The 18,676-nt window shown below is 56.9% G+C and carries 20 protein-coding genes and 1 tRNA gene; 1 reads left to right on the top strand and 20 read right to left on the bottom strand.

The window, feature by feature from the left end; translation table 11 throughout:
* The 19 genes from SMC7_RS03345 to SMC7_RS03255 form a co-directional block, all read right to left on the bottom strand.
* The coding region (locus tag SMC7_RS03345; protein ID WP_133298276.1) for a hypothetical protein at window positions 1–233 on the bottom strand (233 nt) is incomplete at its 3' end.
* Between the two features lie 252 nt (window positions 234–485).
* Entirely contained in the window at window positions 486–1,421 is a 936-nt protein-coding gene (locus SMC7_RS03340) for a tyrosine-type recombinase/integrase (protein ID WP_119088958.1), read from the bottom strand.
* The gene (locus SMC7_RS03335) at window positions 1,418–1,768 is read right to left on the bottom strand and encodes a metal-sulfur cluster assembly factor (RefSeq protein ID WP_119088957.1); all 351 of its coding nucleotides are present in this window, start codon (window positions 1,766–1,768) and stop codon (window positions 1,418–1,420) included. The genes SMC7_RS03340 and SMC7_RS03335 overlap by 4 nt, the downstream gene beginning before the upstream one ends.
* A 3-nt stretch (window positions 1,769–1,771) precedes the next feature.
* Window positions 1,772–3,049, bottom strand: coding sequence for a UDP-N-acetylglucosamine 1-carboxyvinyltransferase (gene murA / locus SMC7_RS03330; protein ID WP_119088956.1), 1,278 nt, complete (start codon window positions 3,047–3,049; stop codon window positions 1,772–1,774).
* A 12-nt stretch (window positions 3,050–3,061) separates the two neighbouring features.
* Window positions 3,062–4,174: a non-hydrolyzing UDP-N-acetylglucosamine 2-epimerase gene (gene wecB, locus SMC7_RS03325; RefSeq protein ID WP_119088955.1), complete on the bottom strand. Its 1,113-nt coding sequence runs from the start codon at window positions 4,172–4,174 to the stop codon at window positions 3,062–3,064.
* Window position 4,175: 1 nt separating this feature from the next.
* Window positions 4,176–5,156: an MraY family glycosyltransferase gene (locus tag SMC7_RS03320; RefSeq protein WP_119088954.1), complete on the bottom strand. Its 981-nt coding sequence runs from the start codon at window positions 5,154–5,156 to the stop codon at window positions 4,176–4,178.
* A gap of 3 nt (window positions 5,157–5,159) precedes the next feature.
* Window positions 5,160–5,792 carry a uracil phosphoribosyltransferase gene (gene upp, locus SMC7_RS03315; RefSeq protein ID WP_119088953.1) on the bottom strand — a complete coding sequence of 211 codons (633 nt, stop codon included), beginning with the start codon at window positions 5,790–5,792 and terminating at the stop codon, window positions 5,160–5,162.
* Between the two features lie 8 nt (window positions 5,793–5,800).
* Entirely contained in the window at window positions 5,801–7,048 is a 1,248-nt protein-coding gene (gene glyA / locus SMC7_RS03310; RefSeq protein ID WP_119088952.1) for a serine hydroxymethyltransferase, read from the bottom strand.
* 70 nt (window positions 7,049–7,118) lie between these two features.
* A complete protein-coding gene (locus tag SMC7_RS03305; RefSeq protein WP_119088951.1) occupies window positions 7,119–8,369 on the bottom strand; it encodes a methionine gamma-lyase family protein in 1,251 nt (416 codons plus the stop codon).
* Window positions 8,366–9,313 (bottom strand): tRNA (adenosine(37)-N6)-dimethylallyltransferase MiaA, encoded by a 948-nt coding sequence (gene miaA / locus SMC7_RS03300; protein ID WP_165845105.1) that lies wholly within the window; start codon window positions 9,311–9,313, stop codon window positions 8,366–8,368. Before miaA ends, SMC7_RS03305 begins: the two co-directional genes overlap by 4 nt.
* Window positions 9,294–10,550, bottom strand: a complete 1,257-nt coding sequence (locus tag SMC7_RS03295; protein WP_119088949.1) for a MiaB/RimO family radical SAM methylthiotransferase — start codon at window positions 10,548–10,550, stop codon at window positions 9,294–9,296. Before SMC7_RS03295 ends, miaA begins: the two co-directional genes overlap by 20 nt.
* A gap of 1 nt (window position 10,551) precedes the next feature.
* On the bottom strand, window positions 10,552–11,331 hold the full coding sequence (locus SMC7_RS03290) for a TIGR00282 family metallophosphoesterase (protein ID WP_165845104.1): 780 nt from the start codon (window positions 11,329–11,331) through the stop codon (window positions 10,552–10,554).
* Window positions 11,332–11,430: 99 nt separating this feature from the next.
* Window positions 11,431–12,141, bottom strand: coding sequence for a 50S ribosomal protein L25 (locus SMC7_RS03285; RefSeq protein ID WP_119088947.1), 711 nt, complete (start codon window positions 12,139–12,141; stop codon window positions 11,431–11,433).
* An 86-nt stretch (window positions 12,142–12,227) separates the two neighbouring features.
* Window positions 12,228–13,175 carry a ribose-phosphate diphosphokinase gene (locus SMC7_RS03280; protein WP_119088946.1) on the bottom strand — a complete coding sequence of 316 codons (948 nt, stop codon included), beginning with the start codon at window positions 13,173–13,175 and terminating at the stop codon, window positions 12,228–12,230.
* Window positions 13,165–14,541: a bifunctional UDP-N-acetylglucosamine diphosphorylase/glucosamine-1-phosphate N-acetyltransferase GlmU gene (gene glmU, locus SMC7_RS03275; protein ID WP_119088945.1), complete on the bottom strand. Its 1,377-nt coding sequence runs from the start codon at window positions 14,539–14,541 to the stop codon at window positions 13,165–13,167. The genes SMC7_RS03280 and glmU overlap by 11 nt, the downstream gene beginning before the upstream one ends.
* Window positions 14,542–14,548: 7 nt before the next feature.
* Window positions 14,549–15,739, bottom strand: a complete 1,191-nt coding sequence (locus tag SMC7_RS03270) for a glycine C-acetyltransferase (protein WP_119088944.1) — start codon at window positions 15,737–15,739, stop codon at window positions 14,549–14,551.
* A 4-nt stretch (window positions 15,740–15,743) separates the two neighbouring features.
* Window positions 15,744–16,793, bottom strand: coding sequence for an L-threonine 3-dehydrogenase (tdh, locus tag SMC7_RS03265; protein WP_119088943.1), 1,050 nt, complete (start codon window positions 16,791–16,793; stop codon window positions 15,744–15,746).
* Entirely contained in the window at window positions 16,790–17,428 is a 639-nt protein-coding gene (thyX, locus tag SMC7_RS03260) for an FAD-dependent thymidylate synthase (RefSeq protein ID WP_119088942.1), read from the bottom strand. The genes tdh and thyX overlap by 4 nt, the downstream gene beginning before the upstream one ends.
* Complete coding sequence (locus tag SMC7_RS03255; RefSeq protein WP_119088941.1) at window positions 17,425–18,216, bottom strand: MTAP family purine nucleoside phosphorylase; 792 nt, start codon at window positions 18,214–18,216, stop codon at window positions 17,425–17,427. Before SMC7_RS03255 ends, thyX begins: the two co-directional genes overlap by 4 nt.
* A gap of 145 nt (window positions 18,217–18,361) precedes the next feature.
* Between SMC7_RS03255 and SMC7_RS03250 the strand changes: the two genes are divergently transcribed.
* A tRNA-Ala gene (locus SMC7_RS03250) sits at window positions 18,362–18,437 on the top strand.
* A 124-nt stretch (window positions 18,438–18,561) separates the two neighbouring features.
* Here SMC7_RS03250 and SMC7_RS07610 read toward each other — a convergent pair.
* A complete protein-coding gene (locus SMC7_RS07610; RefSeq protein ID WP_413814581.1) occupies window positions 18,562–18,669 on the bottom strand; it encodes a stalk domain-containing protein in 108 nt (35 codons plus the stop codon).
* Window positions 18,670–18,676: the final 7 nt, after the last annotated feature.

Below are 18,676 nucleotides of genomic sequence, written 5' to 3'. Positions count from 1 at the left end.
ACAAAGAGGCGACGGTTCTCGTCTTTGAGGCGGTTGTAGACATCCATGTCCACAATGACGTCGTAGTCCCTATCCGCTAGATCCTTCTTTTGGAATATCTTGTGGATGGTGATGATAACGGTATCTCCATCAAAACGCACCGGATAGTCGAAACTCTTGCCTTGGCGATAACTGCCCCGACCTTCGTTGAGTAACTTGCGAGAGTACTCTCGTTGTTCCTCTCTCGATATCATTGTCTCTCACTCAGCCTTTCCTCTACCGTTGGGGCAACTGACGCCCAGCGGGATTGAGTCGCTTTTCGGGCGAGTACCTGGCAAGACACACTGATTACAATTGCCCTACGCTGGTCAGGGATCATGGTTGGATTTAAGTGATTCTTCAAGAACGTGGGGGTTTTTGCGATCTCATTGACAAACAGCACGTCTCGTGAATCGAAATCTCTTCCTAGGGCCACTTTTCCGCACATGGGGATAGACAGAGACTGCTCAGATCTTGATGGTGTCTTCGGCCGCGTGCTCCAGCCGGTCAGTCGTATGAACGTAGATCTGTGTCGTCGTGATATTCTGATGTCGGAGCGTGTCACGCACTTGTTCTATCGTGGCCCCGTTCTGAAGGGCCATGGTGGCAAAGGTATGCCGCAGCGAGTGCGCGGAGATGCGCGAGGAGAACACACCGATTGCCAGCAGTTGCCGTTTCACCGCACACCGCAGAGTCTTCGTCGTGATCCGCCCGTCCTCGTTGTAGTTTCTGTGTGACACGAACAGCGCCGCCCGGGGGTCGGTGCAGTGACGCGCTGCAAGGTAGCGAGCAATCGGTTCGTATGCCTCTCGTGTCAGAACGACGAAATCATCTTTCGCGTCCTTCCCTTTACTGCGAACGTAGAGGAGTGTGGCGTTGGACGTCTGACGAATATCTCCGACGTTGGAGCCAACGACTTCCATCGTGCGAAGACCTGTCCGAAGCATCAGGTTGATCATCGCAAAGTCTCGCAGGCCGATCATGTCGCTCGTATCGATGGAATTCAACAGATCGCGCGCTTGCTGCAGGGTAAGCGGATCACGGTTGAACCCGTACGAACGCTTGAAGCCTTTGAGGCCCGCGGACACATCGGGATAGATGCGGTTGGACTCGAGATACTTGAAAAACTGGCGGACGGAGGTAAGGTACAGATTCCCCGTCCGAGGCGACAGCCCCTCCGCCAGCAGATGGCTCTTGTACTGGACGATATCCGTCTTCGTCAGATAGCCGACCCCGCCAGCAGCCTCTCGAAGCGACAGGAACTCCTTGAACCGCTTGAGCGCGCGCCGATACACCACCTTGCTGGTGATGCCAACATCCTGTGCCAGCAGAAAGCTTTCGATCAACTGGTCGAGATTCGCCGCCAGCGTGCCTGCAGGCTGTCGCGGCGTGATCTCCTTCATTTTTCCGTGGAGCAGTCGCCCTCGACCGGGTTGGCCGGAGTGTCCGTGAGAATACCGGCGCTCTTGAGGGCATCTTCCTTGATCATGGAGGGCTCCCACGGAGGATCGAATACAAGATCCACCTTGACGTTCCGCACTCCTGCTACGGTCCGAACTCCCTGTTCAGCCTGCTGGAGCAGATAGCCACTCATCGGACACTGCGGAGCAGTCATGGTCATACGGACCGTGACGTCCCCATCGGCGGTGATCTCTACTCCGTAAATCAGCCCGAGATCAACGACGTTAATTGGAATTTCGGGGTCGTAGACGGCCCGTAGGGCGTCAAGAACCTGCTCCTGTTCTATCATTGTCTATGCCTCCGGTTGAGTGACACGAGTCACGTGTGCGCCCAGTTGAAACAGCTTGCTTTCGAGCGCTTCGTATCCCCGGTCGATATGTTGGATCGATTTCACTGTCGTTGTGCCATGCGCTGCAAGGCCGGCGAGCACCAGAGCGGCACCGCCCCGCAAATCCTTTGCCTGGACTGTCGCCGAGTTCAACGACTCCACACCCTCGATAATCGCCGTCTCTTCCGATACCTTGATGCGGGCGCCCATGCGCTCGAGCTCGAGAATGGCACCGAACCGGTTCTCGAAGATACTTTCCACAACGACCGAATTGCCACGCGCTAATGTCAGATACGCGGTCATCGGAGGCTGGGCATCCGTCGCATACCCCGGGAACGTCAGGGTACGGATATCCGTCGACCGATACTCTGGAACGCCCTTGACGACAACGGCGTCATCCCCCTCTACCTCGACCATCGCCCCCGTCTCTCGCAACTTGGCGATAATCGACCAGATATGGCGGGCGTCGATGCCCGTGATGGTAACCTCGCCCTGCGTAATGGCCGTGGCCACCATCAGTGTCGACGCTTCGATGCGGTCGCCGATGATGCGGTGCGACGCACCGTGCAGCTGAGCGACCCCCTCGATACGGAATCCGAACGGGAAAACGGGTACGATGCGGGCGCCCGCCTTGTTGAGGAAAGAGATGAGATCATACACCTCCGGCTCCTGAGCTGCGTTGAAGACACGTGTCGTACCTTCGGCAAGAGCAGCTGCCAACAGGAGATTCTCAGTCGCACCCACGCTAGGAAAATCAAGGTAGACATCACAGGCCTTGAGAGCTGTGGCCTGACCGATAAGATAACCGTCTTTCCACTCGAACTGTGTGCCCATGGCTCGCAGTCCCTTGATGTGAAGGTCGATGGGTCGAGCACCGATACTGCAGCCGCCCAGCGATGGGAGCATTGCCCTGTGCTCGCGCCCAAGAAGTGCTCCTACTAATGTCTGCGTCCCGCGCAAGCTATAGCCATTGGTGTTCTCGACATGCGTCTCAATGGGTCCGCGGGTGTCGAGCACCAGCTCTCCATCAATGAAGGAAACCACCTTGACGCCCATCGCCTGAATAAGGGTGAGGAGAGACTGGAGGTCGCTGATGTCCGGAACATTCTGGAAACTCACAACGTCGCGGACAGCAATCGCAGCCGCCACCAGCGGCAGGATCGAGTTCTTGGCGCCACTGCAGCGGACCGAACCGTGGAGCGAGTTACCTCCCTCGATGAGAAAGCTCTGTTCCGTGGTCATACGTTACCCTCCTCAGTGAGTTGCATTGAAATAATCGTCGATGCGAGCGAGTATCTGCACCGCAGTTGTCCCATCGCCATATGGGTTGACCCCATCCGCGCCCAAAACTACAAAACCACTTGCCACGAGATGCTCGAACGACGAGACGATAAGGTCCTCGTCCTGGCCGACCAGCTTGACCCAGCCGCTTGTCACAGCCTCGGGACGCTCGGTGACCTCACGAAGCAGCAGCATCGGCTTATGAAGCGTCACGGACTCTTCCTGAATCCCGCCCGAGTCGCTGAGAACGGCGGCACAGTGTTCAAGTAGATACAGGAAATCGAAGTAGGGAAGAGGGTCGGTGAGCACGACGTTCGGCAGGCCCGCCGCAATCCCGAACACTGTTTCTCGCACAACGGGGTTGAGATGTACCGGAAAGACAAACGTCAATTCCGGATGCGAACTGGAGAGCTTCACGAGCGCGTCAGAGAAGATCGCAATGCCGGTATCCCAATTTTCGCGACGGTGTGCCGTAATAATAACCATGGGACTGCCCGGCCGAACCTTCGACATCATGTCCGGAGCACGAAGGTGAGGCAAGGCCATGTGCACGGCGTCCACGATTGAGTTTCCGACGACATCGATCCTGCTGGTGTCGATACCTGCATGCAGGAGATTCTGTCTGGCCTCCTCAGTGGGCGCGAAGCAGAGGTCGGAAACCTGATCTGTAAGCATGCGGTTCACTTCCTCGGGGAAAGGGCTGAACTTCTGATGGGACCTGAGTCCTGCCTCGACATGACTGACCGGGATCTTTGCATAGGTCGCCGCGAGAGCTCCCATGAACGTGGTGGTGGTGTCTCCGTGAACCAGAACCATGTCCGGCTGCAGCTCAGCTAGTGCATCGGAAATCTGCGTTGCAAGCGCCGCCGTCAGGTACGGAAGCGTTTGGCGATGCTTCATGACGTTGAGATCTCGCCACACCAGGATCTCGAACATTTGCACGACGTCGTCCAGCATCTGCATGTGCTGGCCAGTCAGGAGCACATGACTGTCGAACCTAGGATCGGCCTCCAGCGCCTTGACGATGGGCGCCATCTTGATCGCCTCAGGCCGCGTGCCAAAGATGGACAGAATGTTGCGACGCATGTCAGTGGACTCCCAGAAGGGCGATGGCCAGCCCGATCGAGCACAGCACGAACGTCACCAAGTAGTACAGCGTCGTGATACGCCGCTGGCTCCACCCCCGGAACAGCAGCAGATAGTGGAAATGCCCATTGTCTCCCTTCAAGGGAGATTTGTGCCTCGCCGTCCGGCGGAAAATGCTCGAGACTGTCTCGACGATGGGAATGCCGAGCGCGAAGATCGAAACAATGAACATGACAGTCGTCGGCAATTTGAGGGCACCATAGACGGAGAGGCTCGCGATCATGAACCCAAGAAACTCGGACCCGGCGTCACCAAGAAACACCTTTGCCGGATTGTAGTTGAAGACAAGGAATCCAAGGACAGCGCCGAGCAGCGCAACAAGGATGGCCCCCATGGTTGCCATGCCCTTGAGCGCGGCAAAGAAGAACATTGCGAGGAGAATCAGCGCAGCGACGCCGCCCGCAAGACCGTCCAGTCCATCGATGAGGTTCAGCGCATTCGTGATTCCCACGATCCAGAAATACGTAAGGATGATGCCACCGATGCCAAGCGGGATGAATCCTCCATGCAGGAAGTTGGTAAACGCGGTCACGCGGACCCCAAACGCAATGACGACGATTGCTGCCACTGATTGTATCAGCAGTTTCAGCAACGCGGGGATGTCGAACATATCGTCCAGGAGCATGCCAATGAACACGATACCCCCGCCGACAAGGATTCCCTTCAACTGCATCGTGAGTGAATCGAAGAAGAACACAGACACCATGAACGCGATCACGATGGCGATGCCACCGGTGCGGGGAGTCACCTTCCGATTCACCCTGTACCTTTGCCCGTCGATGTTCGCCTCAGCACTTGCTGCCGGCTTGTCGGTGATGCCAAGACGCAGACCAAGTTTCATGAACCCCGGTGTCAGCACAAGACTCAGCACCAGAGCCACGAGGAACGACCAGAGCTGTGCCTGCGTAATCACAAGATGCATGGACTACTTTGTCCCGTATATCCTGTCCCCGGCATCGCCAAGACCAGGAAGAATATATCCATTCTCATTCAAACGACGGTCAATTTCCAGAGTGACGATTTTTACGTCGGGATGCTCACGCTGCAGCACCTCGATGCCCTCCGGCGCCGCAATAAGACAACAGAAGCTGATGCTGCGAGGATGCCGCTCCTTGACCAGTGCAATTGCCTTGGAGGCACTGCCTCCAGTTGCAAGCATTGGGTCCACGACAAATACGTCTGACTCACCAATGCTCTCAGGAAGCTTGCAGTAGTACTGAACCGGCAACAGAGTGTTCTCGTCTCTGAACAGACCGATGTGTCCCACCTTGGCGTGAGGGATCATGTCGAGCATCCCCTGAGCCATGACGAGCCCGGCTCGAAGCACAGGCACGATGGTGACCTCATTCTCCAGTTCCTGCCCATCGTAGGGCTCCAACGGGGTCTCTATGGGGCATGACTTGGTTCGCATGTTCCTGCTTACCTCGTACGTCATGAGCCCGGCAAGTTCCTCCGCCAGCTGACGAAAATCCTTGTGCGTCGTGTTCTTGTTGCGAAGAAGAGTCAGTTTGTGTCGTATCAGCGGATGATCCAGCACCTGGAGGTTACGATGGTCCATCAGTTCTCCTAGTACATCTTGCCTGCATATAGCGGAAAACGGTCCGTCAGCGCAGTGACGCGAGCTCGAATCTTATCCAGCTTCTCCTTGTCCTCGCGTGCAATGATCGTCTCGTCGATCAGGGCGGCGATCTCGACCATCTCCGGTTCACGCATGCCGCGAGTGGTCACAGCCGGAGTCCCAAGGCGTATGCCACTTGCCTTGTTTGGCGGCAATGGATCGAAGGGGATGGCATTCTTGTTGACAGTGATGCCTACGGTCTCGACAAGCGCCTGGACTTCTTTGCCCGTAACTCCCTTGGAGGTTAGATCGACAAGCATAAGGTGAGTGTCTGTGCCGCCGGAAACGATGCGATAGCCACGCTCCGTCAGCGCCTGTGCCAAGGCTCTTGCGTTAGCGAGAACCTGCTTCTGATAGGCGGCAAATTCGGGAGACGCAGCTTGTCTCAGCGCGACTGCCTTCGCCGCGATGACATGCTCAAGAGGACCTCCCTGACTGCCAGGGAACACAGCGCTGTTGAGCTGCTTGGCGTACTTTTCCTTGTAGAGGATGATGCCTCCTCGAGGACCGCGAAGTGTTTTATGTGTGGTCGTCGTGACAAAATCCGCATACGGCACCGGTGAGGGATGGAGTCCTACGGCGACCAGCCCAGCTATGTGGGCCATGTCTACCATGAGCAAAGCCCCCACCGAATCGGCGATCTCACGGAAGCGGGGGAAATCGATGATGCGCGGGTACGCACTCGCTCCTGCGATGATCAGCTTGGGATGCTCTGTTCGGGCCAGCTCGGCTACCTGGTCATAGTCAATTGTCTCGGTGTCCTTCAGAACGCCATAGGAGACGATGTGAAACAGTTTGCCCACCAGCGACACGGGGCTTCCGTGACTCAGATGCCCACCGTCGGCAAGAGACATGCTCAGGATCGTGTCTCCTGGCTGTAGAACGGAGAAGTAGACCTCAAGGTTGGCTTGCGTTCCCGAGTGGGGCTGAACGTTTGCCCCCTCCGCACCGAAAAGCGCCTTGGCACGCTCAATAGCTAGCGTCTCGATGACATCAACATACTCACAACCGCCATAGTAGCGTTTTCCCGGGTATCCCTCGGCGTACTTGTTTGTCAGGACTGAACCCTGCACGGCCAAGACTTCTTCGGACACAAAGTTCTCAGAAGCGATGAGCTCAATATTGTTCTGCTGGCGGTGCAGTTCCTTGTTCAGTGCGTCAGCTACTTCCGGATCAACTCTCGCTAAACCTGTCATAACGACCTCCCATCGTTTTTTCCGGCATTTCGTCGTTCGAATATTCTATCACGAATGGCATGTGGCGACACTACTTGCGCACATTCATACTATACACGATTCCTCGCGCGGTCGCCTGCACCACCTGCCATGCATTCAGACCTCCCTGCAAATATCCGACGTACGGCTCGCGAAAGAGGCCGTCGAAACTCAGTTCAATCGTGGATCCCTGGACAAAGGTTCCACCTGCCATCAGGACTTCCGTCTCATATCCCTGCATGGGGCTCGGCTCGGGTACGGCATCGGCGTCCAGTGCAGAACACTCCTGCACGGCGCGCGCAAACGCTGCGAACCGTTCCCTTGACCCACACTCAATGCGCAGCACAATGTCGCCACGGAGCTCATGAGGGCCCGGATCCACGACGAAGCCGTTTTCCTGCAGAAGGGCGCTGGCAAGAACGTTTCCCGTCAGGACCTGCTCAATTACCATCGGAGCAAAGAGCAGACTCCGCAGGAACGTCTCGGCAAATCCAAGATTCGGCCCAATCTCAGCACCCACTCCCGGACTTGAGTACCGGGTTGCGGCCAGGGCCACGGCCCTGGAAGTCCCCACCACGTAGCCCCCCGTCGGGGCAATCCCCGCTCCAATGTTCTTCATGAACGACGAGGCCAGCAGATCTGCGCCGTCCATTGTCGGTTCACGATCCTCGAGAAGGTCGCCATAGCAGTTGTCGACAAGGACTAGACTCTCGGGCGAGACATCTTTCACGGAGGAGATCATGCGCGCGATCTCACCCTCACGAAGCGCCCGGATGCGCTTGTATCCACGACTCCGCTGAATCAGGACAACTTTCGGCAACTGAGTCGAGAAGCACCTCTCGAGGTGCTCCTCCCACTGCTCTGCAGGGGATGCCGTGATGTCACATTGGGCATAACTGACACCAAACTCTGCAAGCGAACCATCAGACGGGCGGATTCCGATGATCTCCTCCATCGTATCGTAGGGAGCCCCAGTCACGGAGCACAACAAATCTCCGGGGCGAAGCACCCCGAACAGCGCGATGGCCAGAGCATGGGTGCCAGAGATGATCTGCGGGCGCACCAGTGCAGCTTGTGCACCGTACAGACGGGCAAAGACGCGTTCGGTCTTGTCTCGCAAGTTATCCCCGATGCCATAACCGGACATCGGGCGAAGGTCCGATGTCGACAAGCCAACCGTGTGAAATGCGTCAAGGATACGCATGAAGTTTCGACGTTGAACTGCACGAATATCTGCAATTTCGGTCGCATACTCCACCTCGAGCTGCTGCGCCCGTTCCATTAGCTGACGTTCCGTGATCATCCGTCCTGTCCTCCAGCGGCTGATTCGACGAGGGCAGCAGCCTGCGCCAGAACCGAATCAGGTGTTTGACTGGATACATCGATCCAATGAACGTCCTTCTCTCTTCTGAACCATGTCTCCTGACGTTTTGCGTAATTGCGTGTCCGCCTTTTCCAAAGCTCGATCGCCTCATCGCGCCCTATCTCTGCGCGCATCCAGGCGCTCAGCTCTTTATAGCCTATACCCTGCATCGCGGTGTCGTCAGAGTTCAGGCCTTCGGCCAGCAGACGCCGCACTTCCTCTTCCATTCCTGCAGAGACCATGGTATCAACGCGCTGGTCAAGCCGTCTGTAAAGTTCGGTCCGCTCGGCGCGCAGGCCAATCCGGAGAACTCGCCACGGGACCGGGTGCTGTCTCCGTTTCAGGACGCTTGGCAGGTCTCCCGACTCAGCACTCATCTCCACAGCCCGCTCCAGTCGCCTGACATCGTTCGAGGCAATCTCGCGTTCCGCCACAGGATCGATTGCTCTCAGACGCGCGCGCAGCTCGCCCTCGGATAGCGTTCGCAGCTGACTCCGCAGACTTGCATCGGGCTTCTCCGGTAGAAACTCGTATCCGTCGAGGACAGCCCTCACGTACAGACCAGTCCCTCCCACCAGGATCGGCAGACGCTGCGAGCGGATTGCCGCATTCACAGCTTCGAGTGCCAGGAGTTGATATTGCGCGACGGAGAAGTGCTCTCTGGGAGGAACGACGTCAATGAGAGCATGGGGAACGCTTAGACGTTCTGACAGGCTGAGTTTCGCCGTGCCGACATCCATCCCCTCGTAGACCTGCATCGAGTCGGCAGAGATGATCGATCCTCCGAAACGACGGGCAATGCCCAGGGCAAGAACAGTCTTGCCCGTTCCGGTGGCGCCAACAATGCCTACAATCAATGGGAGACTAGCAGACTCGGGTGCCATACAACCCTTCTCTCGAGCCATGGTCAATAGTCACACTGACGAATGTACCAATTCCTGGCGCTGGTTCAGAACACGAGAACCAGACATTCCTGCCATCGATCGACCTTCCAAAGGCATTGCCGCCTGCATGTACAGTTAGGACGAGCACGTCGACGCATCTGCCCACCAGCACCTGGTTGCTTTGTTCGCTGAGACCTTGGACGATGCTGAGCAGGGCGGAGTGCCGTTCGTCGATGAGCGCAGGCGGGACCTTGTCCTGCATTCTGGACGCTGGCGTACCAGGCCTGTCGGAGTATTTGGCAAGGAAGACTCCATCGAACCGGAACCCACGGACCACGTCGACCGTGGCGGCAAAATCATCATTCGTTTCCCCGGGAAAGCCTACAATAATGTCTGTTGTCAGTGTCCAGTCGGCGTTCTCGCGGATGGGTTCCACCAGTCTGGCATAATCTGCAATTGAGTACCGTCGGTTCATCCGCTCGAGAATGCGGTCACTCCCCGACTGCAGGGGAAGGTGCAATCGATGCTCGATGTGCCGCAGCCCCATGACCCGTTTCACTTCTTCCGGTGTGAAGTTTGCTGGATGAGAGCTCAGGAACCAGAACCAGAAGTTGCCGTCAAGTTCATCAACCGCAAACATGGTCTCAACCAGTCCTCCAAGGCTCGACCGATACCTGTTGATGTTCTGTCCCAGGAAGAGCAACTCAGAGAAACCACTCCCAATGGCCCGTTCGGCTCGATGCAGGACTTCGCCGGCGTCGATAACGACCTCGGGACCTCGAGACCTCGGAACGATGCAATAGGTGCAGTAGCTCTCACATCCACGAATGAGTTCGATGTCTGCCGTGGGGAACAGCGAGCGAGGAGCCGTGCAATCCACTTCACCGAGCGGTACTATAGTCCCTACGAGGGAAAGCACTTGCTCCATGCCCGCTGTGCCTTCCACGACGTTTAGACCACGACCTGCAATGCGAACCGCTCGTTGTCTGTCGAGTGTGGCTGTGCAACCCATGAACACGATACGACTGGCACCAACGAGCTTTGCGGCTTCTCCGAGAAAGCTGAAGGCCTTCTCCTCTGCCTTCTCGCGGACTGCACACGTATTGATGATGACAAGTGATGCTTCGCCAAGACTATCAGAAGGCCGATGTCCTCCACGTCTCAGCGCGTCAGCGATCGTAGCGCTGTACAGCTCGTTGAACTGGCAACCGAAGGTCTTGATGAGGAACCCAGCCATGTCAGTGGTCCCTCTGCAGGAGCGTTATCGATGTGCTGCTCCCCGTGGATGCATCGATGTCGACCACGACGGCCATCAACGTCGCATCGCCCTCCGCGACGCGGGGTGCATACATGATGCCTGTCTCAAAACGGCGCATCATGACTTCCGGGTCCAGGCCGATGATCGAGGATCGTACCCCAGTCATGCCAACATCGGTAATAAACGCGGTGCCTGCAGCCGTGACGCGCGCATCCGCAGTTGGAACATGCGTATGTGTTCCGAGTACTGCCGAAATGCGGCCGTCCAGCAGACGCAGCATCACTGCCTTCTCCGCTGTGGCCTCCGCATGAAAATCGACGACTTTCACACGCACCGCCCCAATTTCTGGGTCACCCAATACTTCTTCCATGTATCGGAAGGGGTTGTCGACACCGTTCATGCAATACTGTCCCATCACGTTGACGACGGCTATGGGACCATCCGGCGTCTGCCAGATAACGAACCCGTGACGCCTGAGGGCGGGACTGACATTGCCGGGACACAATACGGTCGGGTGTTCCTGCATCAGGTCAAGAATTTCCGGCTTGCCAAGCGTGTGATTGCCCCCCGTGAATATGTCGACTCCTGCAGCGGTGAGTTCTTCAAACGCGGACCGGGTCATGCCGGTCCCATGTGTCGCGTTCTCCGCGTTGGCCACGACGACAGTGGGCTGCTGCTCTGCCTTGAGCTGTGGGAGCAGTCGCCGTACAATCGTACGCCCCGGGCGGCCGAAGACATCACCGATGAACAGTAGTCTCACGAGAAGCCTTTGTGGAAGACGTGGACAGCAAAAACGCTGGCCCTCGAGGGCCAGCGTATATGGAGCGATTGATGCAGAGCAGACAACAGTTGAGTCGTGCTACTTCTTCGATGCTGTCTTCGCAGCGACCTCAGCAGGAGCGGCAGCAGGAGCAGTTCCCACCGCAGGGACACTTCCCACCGCAGGAACAGTTCCAACTGGAGGAACAGCGCCCTCGACCGCAACACCCTCCTCAGGAACAGGCGGGGCTTCTTCGACAGCTGGCGCAACAACCGAGAAGACCGTCGCCGTTTCGTTTGTAAGCACCTTTACCTTGTCGCCAAGCTTCAGATCAGCAACATGGATGGAATGCTTCAGTCCGAGGTCGGAAACGTCAACCTCCAGATAGTCGGGAATGTCGAGCGGAAGAGCCTCGACTTCGAGCTCGTACAGTGAGTGCTCGAGCACTCCGCCTTCCTTGAGACCGATAGCTGTTCCGATGGGGCGAATCGGGATCTTGCTCGTCAGTGGTTCGTCAAGAGAAATGGACAGGAAGTCGACATGTGTATACGTGTCCCGGATCGGGTTCATCTGGCACTCGTGCACAACAGTGGTCATAGTATTGCTATCCTCAAACTGAAGGTCGACGATGGCGAACTCCCCAGTCGTACGACGGATGCGCTCAAATGCACGCACCGGAACAGCAACAGACTGAGGGGTCATCCCCCGCCCATAAACCACTCCTGGAATGAAGCCCTGCCTGCGCAGGGCGCCCAGCTTGCCATGCTTGCCGCTTTCACGGACAACGGCTTCTATCGCTACTCTTTGCATACCAACTCCTTACTCATAAGATACCGGCACACTTCTGATACTATATCTCAAATCAGCTCCGAATCAAGTAGACAGCCTTCAGACTGTCACAGCTGGAACAGGGCAGAGACTGACGAGTGGTTGTGGATGCTGTAGATAGCTTTGGCAATGAGCTCCGACACCGACAACACTGTAAACATCGAGGGATATTCGCGTCCAGGGACAAACATCGTATCTGTCACAATCACTTCGCTGAAGTTCGACCGAGCAAACAATCCAAGGGAGTCCCCCGCAAAGACGGCATGAGTCGCACAGGCAATGACACTCTTGGCACCCTCGGTCAGGGCACGGTTGCAGGCGTTCAACATCGTATTGCCCGTATGGATTGCATCGTCAGCGATAATCACGTTCTTGCCTCGTACATCGCCGATGAGTGACTGAATCTCGACCGTGTCCGGCGAAAGACGCCTCTTCACAAACAGGGCCTGCGAAGCATGAATGGTTTGGGCAAACGTACTGGCCCGTGCCACGCCTCCCACATCGGGAGACAGGACAACGAGGTCTTCCAGCTCCTTGCGCTTGATGTACTGCGCAAACTGGACCATGGCCGTCAGGTTGTCGGCAGGGATGTCGAAGAAGCCCTGAATCTGGGCGGCATGGAGGTCGATTGCGACCACGCGGTCTGCACCCGCCACGGTCACGAGATTTGCTACCAGTTTGGCACTGATGGGTTCTCGCGAGCGAACTTTCCGATCTTGGCGCGCATAGCCGAAAAACGGGATGATCGCTGTTATGCTCGCGGCTGAAGCGCGTTTCAGAGCGTCAAGCAGAATCAACAGTTCCAACAGATTCTCTGCAGGTGCATTAGTGGGTTGGATGACGTAGACGTTCAGCCCCCGCACGTTCTCGCTGATACGCAGTTTGATCTCTTCGTCGGGGAAACGGCCAATCTCAGCCTGACCGAGAGGAATGCCAAGATAGGACGCAACCTTCTCGGCCAACGGTTTGTTTGCGTTGCCAGAGAAGATCTTGATCGGGTTATACTCACTGTCCATGTTTCTTCCTCCTGACCCATCCCTCTTTGTCGACTTGCACCGCTCGTGCGATGGCAAGAGCTTCCGGAGGTACATCATGGGTGATCGTCGACCCGGTCGCAGTGTACGCTCCTTCATGAATCGTCACTGGGGCGACCAGATTGTTGTTGGCGCCGATGAAGACGTCTTTCTCGATGACCGTGTGGTGCTTGGTATGCGTGAATCCGTCGTAGTTGCAGGTGATCGTGCCAGCTCCGACATTGACGTTCTCGGCAATGTCAGCGTCGCCGATGTACGAAAGATGTGGGACCTTGCTCCCTACTCCCAGGGATGAGGCCTTGAGTTCGCAGAAAGCGCCAACCTTTGATCGTTCGGCCGTCTGAGTCCCCGGCCGGATGTAGGAAAAGGGACCAACTGCACAGTTGCTGCCTATGGTGGAGCCCTCCACGAGCGAAGCCAGAACCGTTGTCTCATCGCCCACCTGCGCGTCGATGAGAATCGTGTTGGGTCCAATGACACTGGAGTTGCCTACCTTGGTGCTTCCCTTCAGACACGAACCTTGCCGGATCTCCGAATCGCGTCCGACAACGACGTCCCAATCGACATGGACTGTTCCCGGCATGTTGATGGTGACGCCCTCCCGGTAGAGATGGTCCAACTTCCGCCGCTGAAGAAGGCCGGCAGCCAGCGCGAGCTCCGCCCGATCGTTCACCCCAGACATCTCCCATGTGCCGCGAGCCACAGGGCAATGCACATGACTGCCGTCCTGCACAGCCATTGAGAAACATTCTGTAATGTAGTACTCACCCTGAGCATTGTTCGACTTCATCCGTGCCAGCCACCTGCGAAGCTCCGCCGAACGGAACACGTAAATGCCCGTGTTGATCTCCTGAATACCAAGTTGTTCCGGTCGCGCGTCTCGTGCCTCGACAATGCCTGCAAATGCTCCGTCCACGGTCCGCACGACGCGTCCCAGTTGGCCGGCGTCTTCGAGATACGCCGCAAGAACTGCCGCGTCTGCATGTTCAGCGAGACTCTCGTCAAGGAACACGCGGTAGTCCTCTGCGGCTGGAAGGGGATCATCCCCGTTGCATACGAGGACGTACTCCGCAGAAACGTAGTCCATGCCACACTGGACGGCGTGACCGCTGCCATGCTGTTCAGGCTGAACCGCGTAGGTCAGGCGGTCTCCGAACGCCGCGCGAAACGCCTCATTGGCTGCCGGCGTAACGACAATCGGCTGCACATCGATGTCCTTCAGTGCATCAACAACGTACCACAACATGGGATGGCCAAGGACATCATGGAGAACCTTGGGCATTGCGCTCTTCATGCGGGTGCCGAGTCCTCCGGCTAGGATCAGAGCCTGGACACTGGGATAGGACATCAGACGCCTAGCTCTTCAGAATGCCTAGCTCGAGAGCCGACTCATGAAACATGTCGGCCGCAAAGTCGAGTTGTTCCTTCGTGTGCGTCGAACACAGCATGCAACGGATACGCGCCAAGCCCTTTGGAACCGTCGGGAAGCCGAGTGACTGCGCAAAGACTCCCTTCTCGAACAGCTTGGCAGAGAGATTCTTGGCAAGCTGTCCATCGCCAATGATGATGGGAGTGATCGGGGTCTCGCTTCGCCAGGTGTCAAACCCATAGGCCTTCATCTTGGCCTTGAAGTACGCTGCGTTCTCCCACAGCTTGTGCACCAGATCGTCGCTCTCGGTCAAGATGTCGATAACCTTCAGGATTGCACCGGCATCGGCTGGCGTAATGGTTGAGCTGAACAAGATTGTGCGGGACTTGTTCTTCAGATACTCGACAAGCGTGTGCGTGCCCGCGACGTATCCACCTACCACACCGAACGCCTTGGACATGGTTCCGACCTCGACATCAACTTCTCCCTCGAGATGGAAATGATTGACAATACCACGCCCGTGATCTCCCAGGACTCCCTCGCCATGCGCATCATCGACCATAGTGACTGCGCCATGCTTCTTGGCTACTTCGACGATATCGGGCAACGGAGCAATGTCGCCGTCCATGCTGAAGACGCCGTCCGTGATGATCATCTTTGTGCCCGGCTCGCTCTCGTATTCCTTGATCTTCTCTTCGAGACTGGCAACGCCGCAGTGCTTGAAGGGCACGATCTTCGCCTTGCTGAGACGGCAACCGTCGATGATGCTGGCGTGATTCAGCTCGTCGCTGAAGATCAGGTCCCCGTCATGGACAAGCGCCGGAATGGTACCAGAATTCGCTGTCAGGCCTCCTTGGTACATGAGAACGTCCTCAACCTCTTTGAACTTCGCCAGCTTCTTCTCGCCTTCGACGATCAGGCGCGTATTGCCGATGATCGTCTTGACGGCGCCAGACCCCACGCCGAACTCGTCGATAGCCTTCTTGGCGGCTTCCTTGACATCCTTGCGACCAATGATGCCCAGGTAGTTGTTGGCAGCAAGGTTCACGACGTACTTGCCATCGATGGTACATGCTGGACCCTGTTCGGAGTCGAGCGTTCGTATGCGGAGACTGAGCCCTTCTTTTTCGAGCCGGTCAAGTTCGGTCTGCATCATCCCCTGGAACTTCTCGTTCATTCCACTACCTCCCCGCAATCTGGAGAACGACTTTGCCACAGGTCCCGGCGACCATGGCGTCCATGCCTGTCTGCCAGTCCTCAAACTTCAGTTGATGTGTAATGGCAGGACTCGGATCCACAATGCGCGAAGCAAGCAGTCGGGATACAGTCTGCCACGTTGAGAAGATCTTGCGTCCTGTGATGCCGTAGATGCGGATTTCCTTGAAGATGACTTCGTTGGTCAGATCAATGGTCACCGGACGCTCAGGAAGACCGAGCATGGACATGCGTCCGCCTGGTGTCAGCGCCTTCAGGCCCTGGTGCATGGCTTTCTCGCTGCCGGACATCTCCAGCACGACGTCGACACCAATGCCATGCGTCTGCTCCCTGACCACGCCCTCGATGTCGTCGCGGCTGGGATTGAGAACGAAATCCGCACCCATGCTCTTGGCGAGATCGAGTCGATAGTCAGAAAGATCCGTCACAAAGAGCTGCGTAGCACCGAAAGCTTTGGCAATCCCCACGGCCAGCACTCCGATCGGACCCGCTCCTGTGACGAGGACGGTCTTCCCTGCTACCGGCTCGGAATTGACGGTATCCAATGCGTTCCCCATCGGCTCCTGTATGGAAGCCCACGCGGCTGGAATAGACTGGTCGTTCTTCCAGAGCACGCGCTCTGGAACAGCGATATACTCGGCAAATGCGCCGGCGCGGTCCACTCCCAGGATCTGAAGGTTCTGGCAAACCTCACTATGCCCCGTATGGCACTGATAGCAGTGCCCGCAGTAAATGTGTGTCTCGGAACTGACGAAATCGCCTTCCTTGAATCCCCGCACGGACCTGCCAGTCTCCGCGACGTGCCCGGCGAATTCGTGGCCCATGATATGCGGAGTCTTGATCCGGTTCTGTGCCCACTCGTTCCACACATAGATATGGACATCTGTGCCACAGATAGAGGCATAGTCGATCTTGACCAGCACCTCGTCCTCTCCGATCGAGGGGATGTTTACCTTCGTCAGTGTTGCCCCCCGCTCTGGACGTTCCTTCACAAGCGCCAGCATTGCTCCCGTCATTCCGATTCTCCTCCCTGTCCCTTCGTTTTCAGGTGACACGCAAACGAACGTTCCGGGCACTCCATTCCCTGTAAACACACCGGGCCGGCATTCTCGAACAGGAGGGGCGCTGCGGCTTTGGCCTTTGCCAGCATAAGCCACGCCAGAGCCCGAATCTCGAATTGTGCCCTCAGGCAGCAACGCAGCTCAAAGAAGTGTCTCAGCTCCCTGGCATTCATCGTAACCACCAGACGTGACGCAACACCCTGTGGAAGGACATAGCGTGCGTCTTCCTCATGCACACCGTCTGCGAGCAGACGTTCGTATTCCACGTAAGCCAGCTCATAGAAGTGTCTGAAATCATGGCCTGGGGGAGAGACGAAGATCGGCTGAGCCTTTGTGAACCGCAGGCTCTGCTGCGAGTACGAGGCCAGCCGATGCCGAACCAACTGATGGGAAGCTGCACGCGACAGCCCTTCAACAAGAAACGTGAAACTGGCGTGTTCAAGAACGGACAGATGTCCGTTGCCGCAGACCTTGCGCAGAATGCCGGCGCTTCGATCGGCGTTGAATGGTTCGGTGCTGTAGCAGATGTGAGCCGCGTAGGCACACAGCACATCCGCGTCCGGAGTATGAGCCAGCAATTCTACTCTCATGAATTCAACAGAAAGTCGAGCGGATGCTCATCGTCGCCCACACCTGCTGGAAGTTGCTTGATGTGGGGAAGAGATCGGCGCAGGACCTCCACCAGCGATGTCGATGCTGCAGCCATAGCATCAAGAACTTCCTTGTGTGTGAGGAGCGAGGCACTTATGCCGGCCGCGTAGTTCGTAATGATGGCGATTGTCTGATACTCGAGACCTGCCTCCCGGGCAAGCGTCACCTCGGGCAAGCCCGTCATCCCGACCACCGACCCGCCCATGGCCGCATACATGCGGACTTCCTGTGGCGATTCGAAGCGTGGACCTTCCGCCGCCACGTACACTTCACCCGTGTGAAGCGAAAGCCCCAGGGCGGACATCTCCGTCGCCAGCACGTCCGTGACGGCTGCACTGTAGGGATGGGTCATGTCCGTGTGAACGACCTTGCCAACCTCGAAGAACGTCTGCACGCGCACTTTGGTGAAGTCCAGAAAACCGTCCATCAGCGCATACGACCCTGGCGCAATTGACTTTTTGAGCGACCCTACGGCACTCGTCGTGACGACCTTCTCGACGCCGAGCATGTACAGGGCCATGATATTGGCACGGTAGTTGATGAGATGGGGCGGTACGACGTGACCTTCCCCGTGACGCTTGAGGACGCAGACATCCACATCACCCATGGAACCCCGGACATAGCTTACGTCACCAAACGGGGTATTGATGCTGGAGAGGCTCGCATCAGAAAGAAGTTGAACACTGTCGACGCCCGTGCCAACGATAAGACCAACAGGTCTGGACATGATTGCTCCTCAGGAACAAGTTGTCTAATACCTAACAGATTGTAGTCCCAAGGTTGCCAAAGTCAACCCAAAACCAGCTTCCAGGGCTACATCCTCAGAAGGACACTTTGACTATCACTGCGAATTTCATATAATAGGCGTCGATGGGGCCGTGGCTCAGCTGGGAGAGCGCATCCCTCGCACGGATGAGGTCAGGGGTTCGAATCCCCTCGGCTCCACCACCTGACCATATTGTGCCACAACAGGTGCATCAATACTGACTTTTCGAGAAACGCCGATCCTCTCCCGGTGCCGTGCTTGAACACTACATGAAGAGCCGTTCTCCCTCTGTCTACACTGCCATCTTCACGACTCGTATGTGATCGTTATCGTTTTGGTTGCATCCACCCAGACGATGGAACACCCAAGGTTCTCGGAGATGAATCTCAAGGGAAGCATGGTCCTGCTGCTGATGATCTCG

It is taken from the genome of Candidatus Cryosericum terrychapinii (genome assembly GCF_003570925.1).
GTDB classification, from domain to species: domain Bacteria; phylum Caldisericota; class Caldisericia; order Cryosericales; family Cryosericaceae; genus Cryosericum; species Cryosericum terrychapinii.
This window is presented reverse-complemented; position numbering and strand designations above follow the sequence as displayed.